Origin of the sequence: Rhizobium sp. C104 (genome assembly GCF_022354505.1) — a bacterium.
GTDB classification, from domain to species: Bacteria; Pseudomonadota; Alphaproteobacteria; order Rhizobiales; family Rhizobiaceae; genus Rhizobium; species Rhizobium redzepovicii.
In genome coordinates this window covers 1,267,752-1,285,702 of record NZ_CP092348.1, presented here as the reverse complement: position 1 = coordinate 1,285,702, position 17,951 = coordinate 1,267,752, and the positions used below count along the sequence as shown (strand labels likewise).

At 61.4% G+C, this 17,951-nt stretch carries 19 protein-coding genes, 1 tRNA gene and 2 pseudogenes; 12 read left to right on the top strand and 10 right to left on the bottom strand.

Features of this window, described 5'->3' with window-relative positions; genetic code table 11:
* The first annotated feature begins 174 nt into the window (after positions 1–174).
* From MF410_RS07490 to MF410_RS07480, 3 genes are all read left to right on the top strand, one after another.
* Complete coding sequence (locus MF410_RS07490) at positions 175–669, top strand: peptide deformylase (protein ID WP_097628812.1); 495 nt, start codon at positions 175–177, stop codon at positions 667–669.
* Positions 670–790: 121 nt separating this feature from the next.
* Positions 791–1,321 (top strand): BON domain-containing protein, encoded by a 531-nt coding sequence (locus MF410_RS07485; RefSeq protein ID WP_097628811.1) that lies wholly within the window; start codon positions 791–793, stop codon positions 1,319–1,321.
* A 327-nt stretch (positions 1,322–1,648) separates the two neighbouring features.
* A complete protein-coding gene (locus MF410_RS07480) occupies positions 1,649–2,014 on the top strand; it encodes a hypothetical protein (protein WP_097628810.1) in 366 nt (121 codons plus the stop codon).
* Positions 2,015–2,073: 59 nt separating this feature from the next.
* Here the strand turns inward: MF410_RS07480 and MF410_RS07475 are convergent, their stop codons facing one another.
* Positions 2,074–2,718: a methyltransferase gene (locus MF410_RS07475; protein ID WP_239620290.1), complete on the bottom strand. Its 645-nt coding sequence runs from the start codon at positions 2,716–2,718 to the stop codon at positions 2,074–2,076.
* A 171-nt stretch (positions 2,719–2,889) separates the two neighbouring features.
* The gene (gene lipB / locus MF410_RS07470) at positions 2,890–3,609 is read right to left on the bottom strand and encodes a lipoyl(octanoyl) transferase LipB (protein ID WP_097628808.1); all 720 of its coding nucleotides are present in this window, start codon (positions 3,607–3,609) and stop codon (positions 2,890–2,892) included.
* Positions 3,610–3,790: 181 nt separating this feature from the next.
* Here lipB and MF410_RS07465 point away from each other — a divergent pair.
* The 8 genes from MF410_RS07465 (at position 3,791) to sugE (ending at position 10,475) form a co-directional block, all read left to right on the top strand.
* Positions 3,791–3,875: transfer RNA gene (locus tag MF410_RS07465), tRNA-Leu, on the top strand.
* A gap of 127 nt (positions 3,876–4,002) precedes the next feature.
* Entirely contained in the window at positions 4,003–4,929 is a 927-nt protein-coding gene (locus MF410_RS07460; RefSeq protein WP_097628807.1) for a DMT family transporter, read from the top strand.
* Between the two features lie 97 nt (positions 4,930–5,026).
* On the top strand, positions 5,027–5,731 hold the full coding sequence (locus MF410_RS07455; RefSeq protein ID WP_097628806.1) for a hypothetical protein: 705 nt from the start codon (positions 5,027–5,029) through the stop codon (positions 5,729–5,731).
* Positions 5,732–5,822: 91 nt separating this feature from the next.
* Positions 5,823–7,832 carry an acetyl/propionyl/methylcrotonyl-CoA carboxylase subunit alpha gene (locus tag MF410_RS07450; RefSeq protein WP_097628805.1) on the top strand — a complete coding sequence of 670 codons (2,010 nt, stop codon included), beginning with the start codon at positions 5,823–5,825 and terminating at the stop codon, positions 7,830–7,832.
* 92 nt (positions 7,833–7,924) lie between these two features.
* Positions 7,925–9,052 carry an S-(hydroxymethyl)glutathione dehydrogenase/class III alcohol dehydrogenase gene (locus tag MF410_RS07445; RefSeq protein ID WP_131711002.1) on the top strand — a complete coding sequence of 376 codons (1,128 nt, stop codon included), beginning with the start codon at positions 7,925–7,927 and terminating at the stop codon, positions 9,050–9,052.
* On the top strand, positions 9,052–9,522 hold the full coding sequence (locus tag MF410_RS07440; protein WP_097628649.1) for a GNAT family N-acetyltransferase: 471 nt from the start codon (positions 9,052–9,054) through the stop codon (positions 9,520–9,522). Before MF410_RS07445 ends, MF410_RS07440 begins: the two co-directional genes overlap by 1 nt.
* Before the next feature lie 10 nt (positions 9,523–9,532).
* The gene (locus MF410_RS07435; protein ID WP_097628648.1) at positions 9,533–9,997 is read left to right on the top strand and encodes a YaiI/YqxD family protein; all 465 of its coding nucleotides are present in this window, start codon (positions 9,533–9,535) and stop codon (positions 9,995–9,997) included.
* 163 nt (positions 9,998–10,160) lie between these two features.
* Positions 10,161–10,475, top strand: a complete 315-nt coding sequence (sugE, locus tag MF410_RS07430; RefSeq protein ID WP_097628647.1) for a quaternary ammonium compound efflux SMR transporter SugE — start codon at positions 10,161–10,163, stop codon at positions 10,473–10,475.
* Between the two features lie 49 nt (positions 10,476–10,524).
* On the opposite strand, the gene MF410_RS07425 is transcribed toward sugE, so the two are convergent.
* The 7 genes and pseudogenes from MF410_RS07425 to crcB form a co-directional block, all read right to left on the bottom strand.
* Positions 10,525–10,917 (bottom strand): DoxX family protein, encoded by a 393-nt coding sequence (locus MF410_RS07425; protein WP_097628646.1) that lies wholly within the window; start codon positions 10,915–10,917, stop codon positions 10,525–10,527.
* Positions 10,918–11,057: 140 nt separating this feature from the next.
* Entirely contained in the window at positions 11,058–12,590 is a 1,533-nt protein-coding gene (locus MF410_RS07420; RefSeq protein WP_097628645.1) for an acyl-CoA carboxylase subunit beta, read from the bottom strand.
* Positions 12,591–12,635: 45 nt separating this feature from the next.
* Positions 12,636–13,095, bottom strand: a pseudogene (locus MF410_RS07415) (hypothetical protein).
* Positions 13,096–13,160: 65 nt separating this feature from the next.
* On the bottom strand, positions 13,161–13,946 hold the full coding sequence (locus tag MF410_RS07410) for an ATP12 family chaperone protein (RefSeq protein WP_097628643.1): 786 nt from the start codon (positions 13,944–13,946) through the stop codon (positions 13,161–13,163).
* 9 nt (positions 13,947–13,955) lie between these two features.
* Positions 13,956–14,609 (bottom strand): HAD-IA family hydrolase, encoded by a 654-nt coding sequence (locus tag MF410_RS07405; protein ID WP_097628642.1) that lies wholly within the window; start codon positions 14,607–14,609, stop codon positions 13,956–13,958.
* Positions 14,606–15,595, bottom strand: a complete 990-nt coding sequence (locus tag MF410_RS07400; RefSeq protein ID WP_003586294.1) for an RluA family pseudouridine synthase — start codon at positions 15,593–15,595, stop codon at positions 14,606–14,608. Before MF410_RS07400 ends, MF410_RS07405 begins: the two co-directional genes overlap by 4 nt.
* 94 nt (positions 15,596–15,689) lie before the next feature.
* Positions 15,690–16,068, bottom strand: a pseudogene (gene crcB / locus MF410_RS07395) (fluoride efflux transporter CrcB).
* Positions 16,069–16,189: 121 nt separating this feature from the next.
* On the opposite strand from crcB, the gene MF410_RS07390 reads away from it, so the two are divergent.
* Entirely contained in the window at positions 16,190–16,456 is a 267-nt protein-coding gene (locus MF410_RS07390) for a hypothetical protein (protein ID WP_097628640.1), read from the top strand.
* Between the two features lie 71 nt (positions 16,457–16,527).
* Here MF410_RS07390 and MF410_RS07385 read toward each other — a convergent pair whose 3' ends face one another.
* A complete protein-coding gene (locus MF410_RS07385; protein ID WP_097628639.1) occupies positions 16,528–17,529 on the bottom strand; it encodes a DUF1775 domain-containing protein in 1,002 nt (333 codons plus the stop codon).
* Between the last annotated feature and the right edge of the window lie 422 nt (positions 17,530–17,951).

Sequence of the window (17,951 nt, the reverse complement as noted above, 5' to 3'; positions counted from 1 at the left end):
CATATTGTCAACAAGCAGATAAGCGAATCCCCGCGCGAGGTTTACGCGGCCGGAATCCATAGCTCCTGCTAGCTGAAAGCATCCCTGCCGTAAAGCAGCAAACCTGCCGCTTGATGACAATGCCCGCGGCCGGCGATAGTTTCGCCCCGCATCCGAGCCGAGGAACGCCGCCCCATGCCCATTCGCCCGATCCTGCGTTACCCGCATCCTGGTCTGAAGACCGTCTGCACGCCGGTGACCGTCTTCGATTCATCGCTTGCCGCACTTGCCGACGACCTGCTCGCGACGATGCGCGCCGCGCCCGGCGTCGGCATCACCGCCGCCCATATCGGCGTCTTCACCCGCGTGACGGTGCTGGAACTCGACAAGACCGACGGCGTGCGCCTCTACGTCAACCCGGAGATCACCTGGTTCTCGAAGGAGACGATGACCCATGCTGAAGGCAGCGTCTCGATGCCGGGAGCGACCGACGAGGTCACGCGCCCGCGGTCGATCCGCTTCCGCTATCGGGACGCCGAGGGCGGCATGCATGAGGACGTCGCCGACAATTTCCTCGCCATCTGCATCCAGCACGAAGTCGACCAGCTTGACGGCATTTTCTGGCTGCAGCGCCTCTCGCGGCTGAAGCGCAACCGCCTCGTGAAGAAATGGGAGAAGGCGCCAAATTGAGGATAAAGCCTGACGATCAGGCCCGACAAATCGGCTCCCGCGCCGAACCATTCGCCGCTGCCGGCGTTTCCAGCAAAGAAACCCAGCGTTTCCCCCAAAAAAGAAACTAGGAGCGACTGCAATGGCAAGGACAGGTGACAAGCCCCCCATTTCCCGCGAAGGCGCAAAGCTTTTTGACCAAAAGGCAGGGCTTTCCCGCGAGGAAGATTATCGCGACCTCGAGGAACGCAATCTCGACGACGGCTGGCCCTATGCCGACGGTACCGGCGCCGATCCGGCCAACCGCCCCTATGGCGAGACGGCGGCAAATTTCGACAGCGATCCCAACCAAGGCTTCCGGATCGACGGCACGGATGCAGAGGGCAACGAGAATCGTCTGAAGGATTCGCTGCGAGCCGATACCATCGACCGCGATGAAAGCGACGAACTCGAAGCGCGGGTGAACGACAATCTCGAAAACATTCCCGAGGTCGACATCAACAGCATTGAGGTTCATGCCGACGGGCACGTCGTCACACTGGAAGGTTCGGTAGAGACGATCGGCATCGCCCGCAAGGTCGAACTCGGCGCGCTTTCGGTCGACGGCGTCCACCATGTCCGCAACAAATTGCAGCTGACCGGTGTCGATGCCCATATCCCGAACGAAGACTGATTCACTCGCAAGACATGGATAGTCGGCGGGGGCGGCAACGCGTCCCGCCGCCTCGGTGTGTCGCCCTTCCAACATTACAAAAAGTTAACAATTCCAGATTGCATCGCAACATGATTTCGAACTAGCCATTTCCTGTCATTTTGCTTAGGCGGGCTTCCATAACGCGAACGTCAATTTCAGTGACAAGACTGTGATTTTATTCGGACAAAAGGTCGCGGCTGCGGCGCCGTTCCATCACAAAATTGCCTAAATTGGGGCGCGAACTCGGATGCGCCGAGGGTTGGTTTTATGTTGTGAAATTCAACAGCAGATTGAGGAGATAGACCCATGCGCATCAAATTTGCCCTTGCCGCGTCCGTGTTCGCCGTCAGCCTTGCAGGCGCCGCCTTCGCCCAGCCGACTTATTCCGACGACTACACCAACGATAGCGACGGCTTCGCCCCGAGCCAGATGTCCAAGCCGGCCCCTGTTCACTACACCAACCATAAGGCCCCGGCCTATTCCAGCGACTACACCAATGACAGCGACGGCTTCGCCCCGAGCGCCATGGCCGCCCCTGCCGTCGACAAGACCGCTACGGCGAGCATCAACGCCCTGCCCCCATGCCATAGCATGATTGGCCCGAAGGGCTCCCACACCAAGGGTGCCGACAGCGGCGCCTCCCGCACCGAAGCGTGCCGCGCCACGCATTGATCCAATAAAGAAAGGGCCGGTTAACCGGCCCTTCTCTTTCAATCTGCTTCCCTATCGTATTAGAACACGAATGGAACAAGCCGGTAGCGGGTCGTGGCCATGAAGGCCGTGTAAGCAGGATCCTGCTTCAGCAACCGCTCCTCCGCGAGGAGGCGGAAACATTGCGCGGTCAGCGCCGTCGCATAGATGGCAAAATTCCAAACGCTCGGATGTGTCAGGAAGAAGCCGATATGCATCATCAGATAACCCGCATACATCGGATGGCGGACAAATTTGTAAGGGCCGCCGATCTTGATGCCGCGATTGGCCGGCACCAGGCCAAAGCTTCGCCGCAATGACAGCTTTGCCGCTATCTGCAGGAAGAAACCGAGGACCATCACCGTTCCGCAGACTGCGAGCGGCGCTAGTGGTTCCGATGTGTTGGGTGAGACGAGCAGCGGGAAGAGCGTGCCAACGGCGGTGACCGTCCAGTCATAGAGCCGCAGCGACGCATTTCGCGTCGTCCGGCGCGTCAGAATGAGAAAGGCGGCGGCCCCCTCCGAAAAGAGCAGCAGGCCGTCGATGATCGCCCTGTTGTCCTGCATCTGAGGCACGATACGCATGACGATCGCAACGAATAAGTAGCCGACCAGGACCTTTTCGACGATATCGAGAACGAAATAGACATCGAGGAATGACCAGCTTGTCGCTGCCTGTTTTTTCATAGTTCGCAAGACTTCCACATCACAAAATTGAGGCAAGCTATATATGCGAGACCGCTAATTATGGGTTAAGGCATTCGACCATATCTGACAGAACGGCGTCCTCAGACCAGGGCCGAAACCGGCCATGTCTTCAAATGCAAATTGACGGGGGCGGGGCGCCGTTCCGAACGATCAGCTTTCGCTAATTGTTTCGCCAAAAACCGCCTCGAAGGCGGTGCGCAGCCGCATATCGACATCGGCCATCATCACCGGCAAGCCAAGATCGACCAGGCTTGTCACGCCATAGGCCGAGATTCCGCAGGGCACGATGCCGCCGAAATGATCGAGGTCGGGATCGACGTTGAGCGACAGTCCGTGGAAGGTCACCCATTTCCGCAGCCTGATCCCCAGGGCGGCGATCTTGTCCTCGGCCATCGTTCCATCGGCAAGCAACGGCTTTTCCGGCCGCCGCACCCAGACGCCGACGCGGTCTTCACGCCGCTCGCCGCGCACATTCATCATATCAAGCGTGCGGATGACGACGTCCTCCAGGGCGGCAACGAAGGCGCGCACGTCCTGGCGCCTGCGCTTCAGGTCAAGCATCACATAGGCGACCCGCTGGCCGGGTCCGTGATAAGTATATTCACCGCCGCGCCCGGTCGCAAAGACCGGAAACCGGTCCGGCTGGACGAGATCCTGGGCATTGGCGCTGGTGCCCGCGGTATAGAGCGGCGGATGCTCGACGAGCCAGACGAGTTCGTCACCGCCGTCCGATATCACCGCCACCTCGCGCTCCATCGTCTCCACCGCCTCTTCATAGGCAACGAGGCCATCGGCGATGCGCCAGCGCACCGGGCGGTTGCCGAGATTCGGGAGCATGGAGAATTCGAGATCGGTGCGAAGCATGGCCATTCCTTGCCGCACTCCCCGAAATGCCTGAAAAAGGGGGCGGCAGGAGACCTATATGGACCCGTTTCGGGGGCAATTCAAATGCTGTGACCGGATTTGAAAAAAACTGTCATATCGCCCTTGTGTACCCCAAATGCTTTTGCTACATGCTGCCCCGCCGACGCAAATCGGCACCTACCACGATGCGGTCGTGGCGGAATTGGTAGACGCGCAGCGTTGAGGTCGCTGTGGGGCAACCCGTGGAAGTTCGAGTCTTCTCGACCGCACCATCTCCCTTCAGGGAAACGCTTTCCAAGCGACGATTCCGATTTCCTCGACGCTATTTGCGGTTGCTCGGCTTGATCGGCCGGCCTTCGCATGGTTGATGGCGTCATCCCAGTCATGAAATCGGCCGCCATGTCAGAGCATCCAGCCCATCAAAACTCCCTGCAGGGCATGGCCATCATGTCCGGCGCCATGCTGATCCTGCCGACAATGGACGCCATCGCAAAATATATGGCGACCTTCGAGGCGATGTCGCCCGGCCAGGTGACTTTCTACCGATTCTTCTTCCAGATCGCCTGCACACTGCCGATTCTCGTCGCCGTTTTCGGGCTGAAGGCGCTTTCGGCCAAGCGGCCATGGATGAACCTGCTGCGCGGCGTGCTGCATGGCGCTGCGAGCCTGCTTTTCTTCGTCGCCGTCAAGTACATGCCGCTTGCCGACGTCTTCGCCATCTATTTCGTCGAGCCATTCATGCTGACGGCCATGTCGGCGCTGTTCCTCGGCGAGAAGGTCGGCTGGCGGCGCTGGATGGCGATCGTCGTCGGTTTCGGCGGCGCGATGATCGTCATTCAGCCGAGCTACGAAATATTCGGCCTGAAGGCGCTGCTGCCGGTCGCCTGTGCCTTTCTGTTCTCACTCTATCTGTTCCTCAACCGCGCCATCGGCGAGGCCGATTCGCCGCTGACCATGCAGACGATGGCGGGAATCGGCGGAACGCTCTTCATGGCCGCCGCCCTTTTCGTGGGTAGCGGTTCCGGCAATGCCGATTTCGCCATGTCTCTGCCCTCCTCCGGTCTCGGTCTTGTCCTGCTGCTCGCCCTTGGTTCGATCTCCGGCTATGCGCATCTGCTGATCGTCCGGGCTTTCCGGCTCGCACCGCTGTCGCTGCTTGCGCCGTTCCAATACTTCGAGATCATCTCGGCGACCGTTCTCGGCTATGCGCTATTCAACGATTTCCCGAATTTTTCCAAGTGGATCGGCATCTTCATCATCGTCGCATCCGGTCTCTTCATCATCTGGCGAGAGCGGCTGCAGGCGCGATCGCTAAAATCCTCCTGATCCCGGGAATATCGGATTAACTCCGCTTCTTGAGGGATCGTCAATTCGCAGACGGTAAAACAGTTTCCGGCTTCATGATGAAGCCTGGAGCTAAAACATGAGCGAATTTCGTCTCGCTTTCCCGGCCTGTGTGGTGGCCGGCAAGCATCGGCTGACGGCCGAAGATATAGTCCTGTTGCGCAAACATGCTTTTCCGGAAGGAATCCGGACATCCGACGATGTCGTGGCGATGTTGGCGCTCAACAATTCCTGCCCCGAGAAATGTGCCGCGTGGAACGCGTTCTTCGTCGAGCAGCTCGCCGGCTTCATCGTCCATTACACCTATCCGCAGGGCTCGCTTGATGAGATCAACGTCGCGTGGATCATGCGCATGTTCACGACCGATGGTGTCGTCAACTCGGCGCTGGAACTCGAGCTCATTCTACATGTCATGGAGATTTCAGCCGATGTCCCCGGTGAATTGAGAGCGCTTGCCCTTGATCAGCTCCGCGTGGCGATCACCGACAATATCGGTGGCTACAAGCTGTCGCGCGCTGTCGACCGCCGGGGCATTACCCGCCAGGACGTCGATTTCACGATGCGCATTTTCAGAAGCGTCGCCGAAGGCGGCGTCATTCCCGTCTCGTCGGTCGAATACGGCGTTCTCCAGCAGATCGATCAGGCGACGCTGCCCGGCGCCAATCATCCGCACTGGGCCGGCATAATGGCTGCCGCCGAGCTGCGCGACTATGCCGAGCCGCGGCGCAGCCGTTGGCTGCGCATCGTCGACGAGGAACCCGTCGCGGAAGCGGCCGTCGCCTGAAGCTCCTCAAGCCTGCCACTCCTCAAGCCTGATTGTGCGTTCCGGTGTTTTGTGCGTAAAACTCCGGAACGCATTTCTGGGTGGAGTCTCGATGTTCAAGAAAATTCTGATCGCGAATCGCGGCGAAATCGCCTGTCGCGTGATCAAGACTGCGCGCCGCATGGGCATTTTGACCGTGGCGGTCTATTCGGACGCGGACCGGGACGCGCTGCATGTCGAGATGGCCGATGAGGCCGTGCATATCGGCCCGGCCGCGGCCTCCGAGAGCTACCTGGTTGCCGAAAAGATCATTGCCGCCTGCAAGGCGACCGGCGCCGAGGCTGTTCATCCGGGCTACGGCTTCCTGTCCGAGCGCGCCTCCTTCTGCGCGGAACTGGAAAAGCAGGGCATCGTCTTCATCGGCCCGAAGCCGAAAGCCATCATGGCGATGGGCGATAAGATCGAATCGAAGAAATTCGCGAATGCCGCTGGCGTATCCACCGTGCCCGGCCATCTCGGCGTCATCGAGGATGCCGCCCATGCGGAAGTGATCGCGGGCGGGATCGGTTATCCCGTCATGATCAAGGCATCGGCCGGCGGCGGCGGCAAGGGCATGCGCATCGCCTGGAATGAGGCCGAGGTACGCGACGGCTTCGAGCGCGCCAGCTCGGAGGCGAAGAGTTCCTTTGGCGACGACCGCGTCTTCATCGAGAAGTTCATCGTCGAGCCGCGCCACATCGAAATCCAGGTGCTGGCCGATGCGCATGGCAACGTCGTCTATCTCGGCGAGCGCGAATGCTCGATCCAGCGGCGGAACCAGAAGGTGGCGGAAGAGGCGCCCTCGCCCTTCCTCGACGAAAAAACCCGCAAGGCGATGGGCGACCAATCGGTGGCGCTGGCCAAAGCCGTCGATTATCAGAGCGCCGGCACGGTCGAATTCATCGTCGACCGCGATCGTAATTTCTATTTCCTCGAAATGAACACCCGCCTGCAGGTCGAGCATCCCGTGACCGAACTCGTCACCGGCATCGATCTCGTCGAGCAGATGATCCGGGTCGCCGCGGGCGAGCCGCTTGCCCTCGCTCAAGAGGAGATCAGGCTCGACGGCTGGGCGATCGAAAGCCGGCTCTATGCCGAAGACCCCTATCGCAACTTCCTGCCCTCGATCGGCCGCCTGACGCGCTACCGCCCGCCGGCCGAAGGCCGGACCGGCAATCTGGTGGTCCGCAACGATACCGGCGTTTTCGAAGGCGCCGAGATCTCGATGTATTATGATCCGATGATCGCCAAGCTCTGCACCTGGGCGCCGACACGGCTGGAGGCGATCGAGGCCATGGGGCGGGCGCTCGACGGCTTCGTCGTCGACGGCATCGAGCACAATGTCCCGTTCCTATCGGCGTTGATGAAACATCCGCGCTGGCGCGAGGGCCGGCTATCCACCGGCTTCATCGCCGAGGAATATCCCGATGGCTTCGCGCCGATGAAACCGGACCGCACGGAAGAGGCCACGCTTGCCGCCATTGCGCTGTCCGCCTCGCTGATCGAAACGAACCGGCGCGAGCGTTTCGCCGATCGCCTGCGCGCCGCATCGGGCACGCTGCGCGAGCACTGGGTGGTCAAGACAGGCGACAGCCATGTCGCTGTCAGATTGATCGACGGCCTCGTCACCATCCCCTTCGATATGGAGATGGCGATAGAGGGCGAGAACAGCAGCGTTGTCACGGATTGGAGACCCGGCGATCCGGTCTGGAGCGGCACGGTCGGCGGCCGGAATATCACCGCGCAGATCCGCCCCGTCCTCAACGGGCTGCGCATCGACTGGCAGGGGCTTTCGGTGACGGCCAAGGTCTTGTCGCCGCGTCATGCCGAACTCGACAGGCTGATGCCGGTGAAGCTGCCGCCCGATACCTCAAAGCTGCTGCTCTGCCCGATGCCCGGCCTCGTCGTTTCCATCGCGGTCGCCGAGGGCCAGGAGGTCAAGGCGGGGGAAACGCTTGCGATCGTCGAGGCGATGAAGATGGAAAACGTGCTGCGCGCCGACCGCGACCTCGTCGTCTCGAAGATCAATGCCGCAGCCGGCGAAAGCTTGGCCGTCGATGCCGTGATCATGGAATTCGCCTGAGGGCAAAAGGCCGCCGGGCCGTTTTCGCTTGAGCCCGGCTTACCGGCCATGCCAAGGTCAACCCCAATAAAATTGTCAGGGAGATTGTGAAGATGGACGTTCGCGCCGCTGTTGCCGTTCAGGCCGGAAAACCGCTCGAAGTGATGACCGTGCAGCTGGAAGGTCCGCGGGCCGGCGAAGTGCTGGTCGAGGTCAAGGCGACGGGCATCTGCCACACCGACGATTTCACCCTGTCGGGTGCCGATCCGGAAGGCCTGTTCCCGGCCATTCTCGGCCATGAGGGTGCCGGCATCGTCGTCGACGTCGGCCCTGGCGTCACCTCGGTGAAGAAGGGCGACCATGTCATTCCGCTCTACACGCCGGAATGCCGCGAGTGTTATTCCTGCCTTTCCCGCAAGACCAATCTCTGCACGGCGATCCGCTCGACCCAGGGCCAGGGTGTGATGCCGGACGGAACCTCGCGCTTCTCCATCGGCAAGGACAAGATCCACCACTATATGGGCTGCTCGACCTTCGCCAATTACACTGTGCTGCCGGAGATCGCCCTTGCCAAGGTCAATCCCGACGCCCCCTTCGACAAGATCTGCTATATCGGCTGCGGTGTCACCACCGGCATTGGCGCGGTGATCAATACCGCCAAGGTCGAGATCGGTTCGACGGCCATCGTCTTCGGTCTCGGCGGCATCGGCCTCAACGTGTTGCAGGGGCTCAGGCTCGCCGGCGCCGACATGATCATCGGCGTCGACATCAATCCTGACCGCAAGGCCTGGGGCGAGAAGTTCGGCATGACGCATTTCGTCAATCCGAAGGAGGTGGGCGACGACATCGTTCCCTATCTCGTCAACATGACCAAGCGCAATGGCGACCTGATCGGCGGCGCCGACTACACCTTCGACTGCACCGGCAACACCAAGGTGATGCGCCAGGCGCTGGAGGCCTCCCACCGCGGCTGGGGCAAATCGATCATCATCGGCGTTGCCGGGGCCGGCCAGGAGATCTCCACCCGTCCGTTCCAGCTGGTCACCGGTCGCAACTGGATGGGCACCGCCTTCGGCGGCGCGCGCGGGCGCACCGACGTGCCGAAGATCGTCGACTGGTACATGCAGGGCAAGATCCAGATCGACCCGATGATCACCCACACCATGCCGCTCGACGACATCAACAAGGGCTTCGAGATGATGCACAAGGGCGAAAGCATTCGTGGCGTGGTGGTCTACTGATGCTTTCGATGGCCTACACGACCGACCTCAAGAGCGTCGATGACCTCCTCGCTAGGGAGCTCTACGACCTCTTGAAAATGCGTGTCGATGTCTTCGTCGTCGAGCAGAACTGTGCCTATCCAGAACTCGACGGCAAGGATATCGATGCCCTGCATTTAAGGCTGCTGGAGAGCGGCGAACTCCTGGCTTCGGCGAGAATCCTGAAACCGCACGAGCCGCATGATCCGTCAAAGATCGGCCGCGTCGTCGTCTCACCGGCCCATCGCGGCAAGCGCCTGGGCGATGCATTGATGAGCGAAGCGATCTCTGCTTGCGAACGGCTTTATCCGGCAAATCCCATCGCCCTGTCGGCGCAGGCCCATTTGCGGCGCTTCTACGAAGCCTTCGGCTTTGTCGGGACATCGGCGGAATATCTGGAAGACGGCATTCCCCATATCGATATGGTCAGACAGGCGGCGCGGCCGGCATGAGGATATCGCCATGATCTACGTCGATGCCGATGCCTGCCCGGTGAAGCCGGAAGTCCTGAAGGTGGCCGAACGCCTCGGCCTCGAAGTCACCTTCGTTGCCAATTCCGGCCTGCGCCCTTCCCGCGATCCGATGATCCATAACGTCATCGTCTCCAACGCCTTCGACGCCGCCGACAATTGGATTGCCGAGCGCGCCGGCCCGGGCGATGTCGTCGTCACCGCCGACGTGCCGCTCGCCGTGCGCTGTGTCGCCACCGGCGCCTTCGTCAGCGGCCCCACCGGCCGCGTCTTCGACGAGACCAATATCGGCATGGCAAGCGCAATGCGCGATCTCGGCGCGCATTTGCGCGAAACCGGCGAGAGCAAGGGCTACAACGCCGCCTTCAGCCCGAAAGATCGTTCCCGTTTCCTGGAAACATTCGACCGCCTCTGCCGCCGCGCCAAGAGCCTTTCGACGGAGGCTGGTGGCAAGTAATCCCGCTCAGGCCAGCAAGAAACGGGTGGTATGGCAGCCATGTCGATTCCTACCTTGAAGTCCGCCGTCTCCTCTCGCATATAGACGTCATCGCAGACGACTGCGGCATCTTACCGATGCAACCGTCGCGGGGACGGCCTCGCTCTTGAACAAGGAGAGTCGTATGGCCTGGTTTCTGCTTTTTCTCGCTGGTCTTTTCGAATGTGGCTGGGCGATCGGCCTTAAATATACCGATGGCTTCACACGGCCGCTGCCGACGGCGCTGACCGTCATATCCATGGTGGTCAGCATCGTGCTGCTCGGCCTGGCGGTGAAGCACCTGCCGATCGGGACCGCCTATGCGGTCTGGACCGGCATCGGCACAGTCGGCACCGTGCTCCTCGGCATCTGGCTGCTTGGCGATCAGGCAAGTGTCTCCCGCCTTGCCTGCATCATGCTGATCGTCGGCGGCATCGCGGGTCTCAAGCTCACCGCCTGACGAAGAAAATGCTGCGGGGCATCGCAAATGCCCCGCAGTCTATGTCGGCTCAGGCTGCCTTGCGGTTATCGACGGAAAATGCGCCAGGACCGGAGAAGAACAGATAGAGGAAAACGAAGCAGAACAAGATCGCGGCGTCGCCCTGGTTGACGGCCGGGAAGAAGCTGTTTGGGGCATGCGCCATGAAATAGGCAACCGCCATTTCCCCGGCGAGCAGGAAGGCGACGGGGCGCGTCAGCAGGCCGATGAGAATGAGGATACCGCCGACGAGCTCGAGGAGAGCCGCGAAAAGCATCAGCGGCGGCAGCGAGCCGGACATCTGCGAAGCCGGAAAACCAAAAAGCTTCATCGTGCCGTGTTCGATGAACAGCAGCGCGGTGATAATTCTGAGAGCGGCCAGCCCATAGGGGCGATAGGCAGAAAGACGCTCGAAACTTGACATAAAACCTCTCCTTTAAAATAGTACCAGCCGAGCGTTAGCCTGTCGCCGGCAAGGATTGAACACACGGATCGCTGACGGCCGTTCACATTTTCGACAGCAGCTAAACACTTGACGTACTAGTTTTATTCGCCCGCTAGATTTCACAGTGGAATGTTGTCGTGCTTCTTCCAGGGATTGGCGAGGTCCTTGTTGCGCAGCATCTTCAACCCGCGCGCCAACCGCCGCCGGGTGGAATGCGGCATGATCACTTCGTCGACATAACCACGCTCGGCGGCAACGAAGGGCGAGAGGAACCGGTCCTCATACATTTTCGTATGGGCGGCGATCTTTTCGGGATCGGCGATATCCTTGCGGAAGATGATCTCGACGGCGCCCTTGGCGCCCATCACGGCGATCTGCGCCGTCGGCCAGGCATAGTTCAGATCACCGCGCAGATGCTTCGACGCCATGACATCATAGGCGCCGCCGAAGGCCTTGCGGGTGATGACGGTGAGCTTCGGCACCGTCGCCTCGGCATAGGCGAAAAGCAGCTTGGCGCCGTGCTTGATGAGGCCACCATATTCCTGCGCCGTACCCGGCAGGAAACCCGGCACGTCGACGAAGGTGACGATCGGAATGTTGAAGCAGTCGCAGAAGCGCACGAAGCGGGCCGCCTTGCGCGAGGCATCGCTGTCGAGCACGCCGGCCAGCACCATCGGCTGGTTGGCGACGAAACCGACGGAGGAGCCCTCAACGCGTCCGAAGCCGCAGACGATATTGCCGGCGAAGCTCGCCTGGATCTCGAAGAAATCCCCCTCGTCCGCCACCTTCCGGATCAACTCCTTGATATCGTATGGCTTGTTGGCGCTGGCCGGCACCAGGGTGTCGAGCGAGGCGTCGGTCTCCGTCACCGACTGGTAACATTCGATCTCGGGCAACGGCGCGGTGTTCGAAAGCGGCAGGAAATCGATCAGCCGGCGCACCTGCAGCAGCGTCTCGACATCATTGTCATAGGCGCCGTCGGCAATCGACGAGCGGGTGGTATGCACCTTCGCGCCGCCGAGCTCCTCAGCGGTTACCGTCTCATTGGTCACCGTTTTCACCACGTCGGGCCCGGTGACGAACATGTAGGAGGTATCGCGCACCATGAAGATGAAATCGGTCATCGCAGGCGAATAGACGTCGCCGCCGGCGCAGGGACCCATGATCACCGAGATCTGCGGGATGACGCCGGAGGCGAGCACATTGCGCTGGAACACTTCGGCATAACCGCCAAGCGCCGCCACCCCCTCCTGGATGCGGGCGCCGCCCGCATCGTAGATGCCGACGATCGGCGCGCGGTTCTTCAGCGCCATGTCCTGCACCTTCATGATCTTCTCGGCATGCGCTTCCGAAAGCGAGCCACCGAAGACGGTGAAATCCTTGGCGAAGACGAACACGGTGCGGCCGTTGACCGTGCCCCAGCCGGTGACGACGCCGTCGCCGGCAACCCGGCTCTTGTCCATGCCGAAATCGGTCGAACGGTGTTCGACGAACATGTCGAACTCCTCGAAGGAGCCTTCGTCGAGAAAGAGATCGATGCGCTCGCGCGCCGTCAGCTTGCCGCGTTTGTGCTGGGCGTCGATGCGCGCCTTGCCGCCGCCGAGGCGGGCGACGCCGCGGCGCCGTTCCAGTTCTTCGAGAATTTCCTTCATGCGATCTCCCTCGCCTTTGTTTCTAGCATGTCGACCGCGACTGCTTCAGTGCCCACGCCCGCTGAGTGAGAAAACCGAGCGTATCCTTGCCGCGACGTCCTCGGCCAGGATCTCGTCGGCAAGCTTGGGATCGGCGGCGATGCTGGTCACGTCGAAGGCGCTGACGGCAATGACCGAGCCGTCCTCGACGGAGGCTGCCTCGATACTGACCTTGGCGATGTTGCGGTCCTTCTGGAAGCCGAGACCCTTCTCGATGGCGACGATGCGGATCGTCAGCACCACCCGCGGCAGCACGGTGTCGCGCACCGTGGCGTTGATCGCGGCATTGACGCGGTCGTTGATGCCGGAAAGCAGATCGGCCGGCATATTCGGGCCGGAGACGACGACGGCGCTGCGCACATCATAGACCGGCGCCTCCGGCTTCAGGGCCCGAGAGGTTGACGCAGGCCGTAAGTGCGACACAGACGAGTGCGGCCCGGCAAAAACACGACCTCAGCCAATTCATGACAAATCCCGCACCCCTCTTTGGAGTCGCAGATTTCGTCATAATGCCTGGGAAGGCAATATGTTTCAGGCGCTTACGGCGAAAAAAACGTCGGTCGCCGCCTTGAACTCGGCAAAGCGCTTGGCCCGCCGCTCCTCGGCTTCTTCGTCGCTGCCCCAGTGCTCGATCGTCCAGTCCTCGTCGAGATGGGCAAGCGACCAGGCTTCCTCCATCGCCAAGTGACCCTCGGCCAAGGCCAGCGCCAGGATCGCCGAACCGGTCAGCGTCGTGATCGTGTGGAGGGCTGCAAGCGCCATCGGGTTGTCGTATCTGGTGAGCGTGACGGCGAAGGCGGCCGTCGCCTCGCGCGGCTGCTCACGCGGCATCACCCCTTCGACGAGGATGAAGCGGGCGCCGAGATCGTTTGCCGCCCAGTCGACGACGGGATCCCAGCGCTCGGTCTGACGCTCGATCAGCAGTTCCGGTCCATCGGCGCGGTAGCAAATGAGGTCGCTCGAGGAGAAGCGCAGGATATCTTCAAAGATCGCCTGCCTGTTGGCGTCGACACCATCGAGCGCGGTGTTGACAAGTCGCGTCACCGGCATCGTCACGGGATCGATCTCTTCACCCTGCGCCTGCCATTCGGCGGCGACAAGACGCGCCAGCGCTTGCGTGGGAACGGCGAGAACCTGCCGTGCCGGCGTGCGCACCATCTTGCCGTCGAGCATGATGGCAAAGCCACCCTCATGCTCGGCAATGGCGACGTCGGCGTAGAAACGCTTCGGTAGCGGCTTCTTCATCTGGATCTGCGCCCGGCGGATCGGGTCGGGATGGCTCAGACCTTCGGAAAGGTCGTTAAGCAGGTCGCGCATGGGCTCACCTCAGGAAAAATGGCGCAATAACTCGTTCGGATGATAAGCGATCGCATCGGCGCCGTTGGCGATCAGCTCATCCACGCTGGCATAACCCCAGGCAACGCCGATCGCCTTGGCGCCGGCAGCCTTTGCCATCTGCATATCGTAAATCGCATCGCCGATGACAATGGTGTCGGCGGCATTCATGCCGGTTTCGTCGCAGCATTCCGTCACCATGGCCGGATGCGGCTTGGAAGGGCAGTCGTCGGCGGTGCGCGCAACGGTGAAATGTCGGTCGAAGCCGTGCGTCTCCATCACGAGGTTCAATCCGCGCCTGGATTTGCCGGTCACCGCACCGATCAGCAGATCCTCGCGCCCACTGATCGCGTCGATCATCTCGCGAATGCCGGGAAACAGCGGCTCCTTATAGTCGAGATCCTGGCGCACGACCGAGAACAGCGATTTGTAGTGCGCCGTCATCTCGATATCCTGCTGCTCGACATGCGGCCTGCCCTGCATGCGCGCGATCGCGATATCGAGCGACAGGCCGATAATCCCTTTCGTATCCTCAAATCGCGGTTCCGGCTTGCCGAACTTTTCGAAGGTGCGGCGCATGGTTTCGTGGATCAGACCGGCGCTGTCGACCAGCGTTCCGTCGCAATCGAAAAGCGCGAGTTTCATTCGCTGTCCCTTTCGGCGCCGGCAAGGTCGAGGCCGAGCAGGTTCCAGGTCTGCACCATATGCGGCGGCAGCGGCGCGCTGACGCGCAGACGGCCGCCGGATGGGTGCGGGATGTCGATATGGCGCGCGTGCAGATGCAGCTTCTTCTGGACGCCGCCCGGAAAATCCCAGTTCGGATCGTCGTCGAAATATTTCGGATCGCCGATGATCGGATGGCCGATATGCAGGGCATGGACGCGCAACTGGTGGGTACGGCCGGTATAGGGCTCCATCTCAAGCCATGCGAGATTCTGGGCCGCCGTCTCGATTACGCGATAGAAGGAAATCGCATGATCGGCGCCGTCTTCGCCGTGTTTGGCGATGCGCATGCGGTCGCCGTCGGCTGTCGGTTCCTTGACGAGCCAGGTGGAGATCTTGTCTTCGTGCTTGCGCGGCACACCCTTGACCAGCGCCCAATAGGTCTTCTTGGTGTCGCGCTCACGGAAGGCGGCGGTCAGCTTCTGTGCGGCGCCGCGGGTGCGGGCGATGACGAGAACACCTGATGTATCGCGGTCGAGGCGGTGAACGAGCCGCGGCTTTTCGCCCTTCGGGCTGGTCCAGGCTTCGAGCATCTGGTCGATATGCCGGGCCACGCCGGAGCCGCCCTGCACGGCAATGCCGGGCGGTTTGTTGAGCACAATCACCTTATCGTCCTCATGCAGCACCATGCGCGACAGGAGTTCGAAATCGGACGAATGCTTGAGATCCTTGCCGGCGATCGGCCCGGACTTCTTCGCATCGACATCCAGCGGCGGCACCCGCACCGTCTGGCCGGGCTGCACCCGCGCATCCGATTTGACGCGGCCGCCGTCGACGCGCACCTGGCCGGAGCGCAGGAGCTTCTGCAGCGGGCCGAAGCCGAGCCCGGGAAAATGTACTTTGAACCAGCGATCGAGCCGCATGCCCGCTTCGTCGGCTTCAACCTTGATATGTTCTATGCCAGCCATAAAAAATCTTTCGGAAATTGCAGCACGGGCCAAGCCGGCGTTCTTGCCGCAGGCTTTAGAGCATTTTCACGCAAAACGGAAACCGGAAAAGAAATCAGGCCAAAGCGCGCATGACGGCAAGGCCTGACATGACCGCCACCATCGAAAGCCCGACGCTCGCAACGATATAGATACCGCCAGCCACCGCCTCACCGCGCTCGAATAGCGAGATCGCGTCCAGCGAGAAGGCCGAGAAGGTGGTGAAGCCGCCAAGGAAGCCGGTGATCAGCAACAGGCGCAGTTCCACCGAGGCATTGAACCTGCGCGCGATCGAGCTCGGCGAAGACGCCGATGACGAAGCAGCCGACGACATTGACGGCAAGCGTGCCCCAGGGGAAGGCCGGGCCCATGAGCCTCAGCATCCACTGGCCGACATAATATCTGAGAAGGGAACCGATAGCGCCGCCGACGGCGACGAGAAGAGCTTGGATCATGAGCCGGATTTATCGCAACTGCGCTGGGATTCCAATCGCGACGGAATGAATTCTTACCATCCGGTAAAATGCCAATGATTTTCTTATGATGGCGCCAAGATCATGCCGATACCGTGACGGCATGACACAGCTCCTGTCCATATCGGCCAACACCGCTGCCGTTGCCTTCGAATCGCTGAGGATTCCCCAGCGTGTGGCGACGAGCACCGCCGCGCGCGACGCAAAGCGCCTTGCCGACCGGCAATTGAAGGCCGAGAGCCCCGATCAGGCCGAGGAGCCCTCGAGCATCATCCAGTCGACCGAAGTGGCGCTCGACCTGATGGCCAAAGGCAACCGCCAGCCGCAGGCAGGTCTCAAGCAGGCCCTCCAATCCTACGAAGAGGTCTGAGGCAACCGCCTCCCTGATGAAAGCCCGCGACTGCGCAGAGCCGCGGGCTTTATCGTTTCGATCGGTCGCGCTTATTTGCCTTGCGCCGACAGCACCTGCAGCACCAGATCGACCTTGCCGGCCTTTTCGAAAGTCAGCGTCACCGGCACCGTCTCGCCCTGCTTGAACGGCGTCTTAACCTTCTGGAACATCAGATGCAGGTTGCCGGGCTCGAGCTTGAGCGTCTGGCCGGCAGCAATGCCGATACCGTCCTTCAGCTGGCGCATCCGCATGACATTGTCCTTCGTCACCATCTCGTGGATCTGAACCTCGCCGGCTGCGGGCGATGTCACCGAAAGCAGCCGATCATCCGTCTGGCCGTTGTTCTTCACCGTGAAGAACCCGCCGCCGACCGGCTGGCCGGGCAGCATTGCCTTGGCGAAACCGCCGGAGACTTCGAGATCGCCGGCCTTGACCACTTCGCCAGCCGGCGCCGCGGCACCCATACCGCTCATACCGGACATGTCCATCCCTGCCATGTCGTCATGACCGTGACCATGGTCTTCGCCGGCAACGACCTTCAACATCGGCGCCGGGCTTTTCATCCCGTGGGCGTCGCCGCCTTCCTTCGCCACCTGATCCCAGGCCTCGACCGTGTCGCCGCACATCTGCGTCACCGGAAAGGCGAGCGAGGTGCCGGCTTCTACACCCGATACCTTACCCTGGATGACGAAGTTGTCGTAGAAATCGTCGGAAAGATTGCCATTCTTCCAGCGGATCTCGACCGCGCCCGCCTTCACCTTGTCGCCGTGATTGTCGTAGGTTTTCTGGTAGTCGCCCTTGATCACCTCGAGTTCCCAGCCGGCCTTCGGCTGCGGCTTGGCAAAGACGAAACCTTCGGGCAGCTTGATCCGCACTTCCGTGGTCGCCTTGCCGTCGCAGCCATGCGGCAGCTGCAGCGTGGCGAGAATAGTACTTTCCTGGGTCGCCTCCTTGTTGAGGAAGGTCACATGCGCCTCGGCGCCGGCGATGGCGGTCGCGGAAAGAAGGGCGGCAAGCGCGAATGTCTTGCCAAATGTCTTGCTGATCTTCATCGGATATCTCCTCACCGGCCGTAAACTTTTCTCGGGCGGACCGGCATGCTGCATATTGGATTGCGAAGGCAGATCAGGCGAGGACGGGAGGCGCGCGGGAATTCGGCCGGCTGACGGCTCTTCCCCGGTAAAGGTCGAGGCCTCGGTCGGCGCGTTGATCAGCGAGGCGAGTTTGCGTTCGAGCCAGGAGCCTGCATCCGGCGTCAGCAGGACGATGGAGGCCGACAGCCGGCAGGCTTCGCAAGTCGGCTTGAAAGCGACGCTCTTGCCGTCGGCATCCTTTACCGTGATGCAGAGCGAGGCGAAGGTACCGTCGGGCAGCACATAGGCGCTCGCATCATAACTTTCGGACGCGACAGCCTGCGGCGCCTGATGCGCAAGGCCGAGCAAAGCTAGGCTCAATGCGCAAAGCATGCGCAGAA

Excerpts from the sequence above, each read along its gene's own strand:
- MF410_RS07490 (WP_097628812.1), top strand. The coding sequence starts at position 175 with ATGCCCATTCGCCCGATCCTGCGTTACCCGCATCCTGGTCTGAAGACC.
- MF410_RS07485 (WP_097628811.1), top strand. The coding sequence starts at position 791 with ATGGCAAGGACAGGTGACAAGCCCCCCATTTCCCGCGAAGGCGCAAAG.
- MF410_RS07480 (WP_097628810.1), top strand. The coding sequence starts at position 1,649 with ATGCGCATCAAATTTGCCCTTGCCGCGTCCGTGTTCGCCGTCAGCCTT.
- MF410_RS07475 (WP_239620290.1), bottom strand. The coding sequence starts at position 2,718 with ATGAAAAAACAGGCAGCGACAAGCTGGTCATTCCTCGATGTCTATTTC.
- lipB (WP_097628808.1), bottom strand. The coding sequence starts at position 3,609 with ATGGCCATGCTTCGCACCGATCTCGAATTCTCCATGCTCCCGAATCTC.
- MF410_RS07460 (WP_097628807.1), top strand. The coding sequence starts at position 4,003 with ATGTCAGAGCATCCAGCCCATCAAAACTCCCTGCAGGGCATGGCCATC.
- MF410_RS07455 (WP_097628806.1), top strand. The coding sequence starts at position 5,027 with ATGAGCGAATTTCGTCTCGCTTTCCCGGCCTGTGTGGTGGCCGGCAAG.
- MF410_RS07450 (WP_097628805.1), top strand. The coding sequence starts at position 5,823 with ATGTTCAAGAAAATTCTGATCGCGAATCGCGGCGAAATCGCCTGTCGC.
- MF410_RS07445 (WP_131711002.1), top strand. The coding sequence starts at position 7,925 with ATGGACGTTCGCGCCGCTGTTGCCGTTCAGGCCGGAAAACCGCTCGAA.
- MF410_RS07440 (WP_097628649.1), top strand. The coding sequence starts at position 9,052 with ATGCTTTCGATGGCCTACACGACCGACCTCAAGAGCGTCGATGACCTC.
- MF410_RS07435 (WP_097628648.1), top strand. The coding sequence starts at position 9,533 with ATGATCTACGTCGATGCCGATGCCTGCCCGGTGAAGCCGGAAGTCCTG.
- sugE (WP_097628647.1), top strand. The coding sequence starts at position 10,161 with ATGGCCTGGTTTCTGCTTTTTCTCGCTGGTCTTTTCGAATGTGGCTGG.
- MF410_RS07425 (WP_097628646.1), bottom strand. The coding sequence starts at position 10,917 with ATGTCAAGTTTCGAGCGTCTTTCTGCCTATCGCCCCTATGGGCTGGCC.
- MF410_RS07420 (WP_097628645.1), bottom strand. The coding sequence starts at position 12,590 with ATGAAGGAAATTCTCGAAGAACTGGAACGGCGCCGCGGCGTCGCCCGC.
- MF410_RS07410 (WP_097628643.1), bottom strand. The coding sequence starts at position 13,946 with ATGCGCGACCTGCTTAACGACCTTTCCGAAGGTCTGAGCCATCCCGAC.
- MF410_RS07405 (WP_097628642.1), bottom strand. The coding sequence starts at position 14,609 with ATGAAACTCGCGCTTTTCGATTGCGACGGAACGCTGGTCGACAGCGCC.
- MF410_RS07400 (WP_003586294.1), bottom strand. The coding sequence starts at position 15,595 with ATGGCTGGCATAGAACATATCAAGGTTGAAGCCGACGAAGCGGGCATG.
- MF410_RS07390 (WP_097628640.1), top strand. The coding sequence starts at position 16,190 with ATGACACAGCTCCTGTCCATATCGGCCAACACCGCTGCCGTTGCCTTC.
- MF410_RS07385 (WP_097628639.1), bottom strand. The coding sequence starts at position 17,529 with ATGAAGATCAGCAAGACATTTGGCAAGACATTCGCGCTTGCCGCCCTT.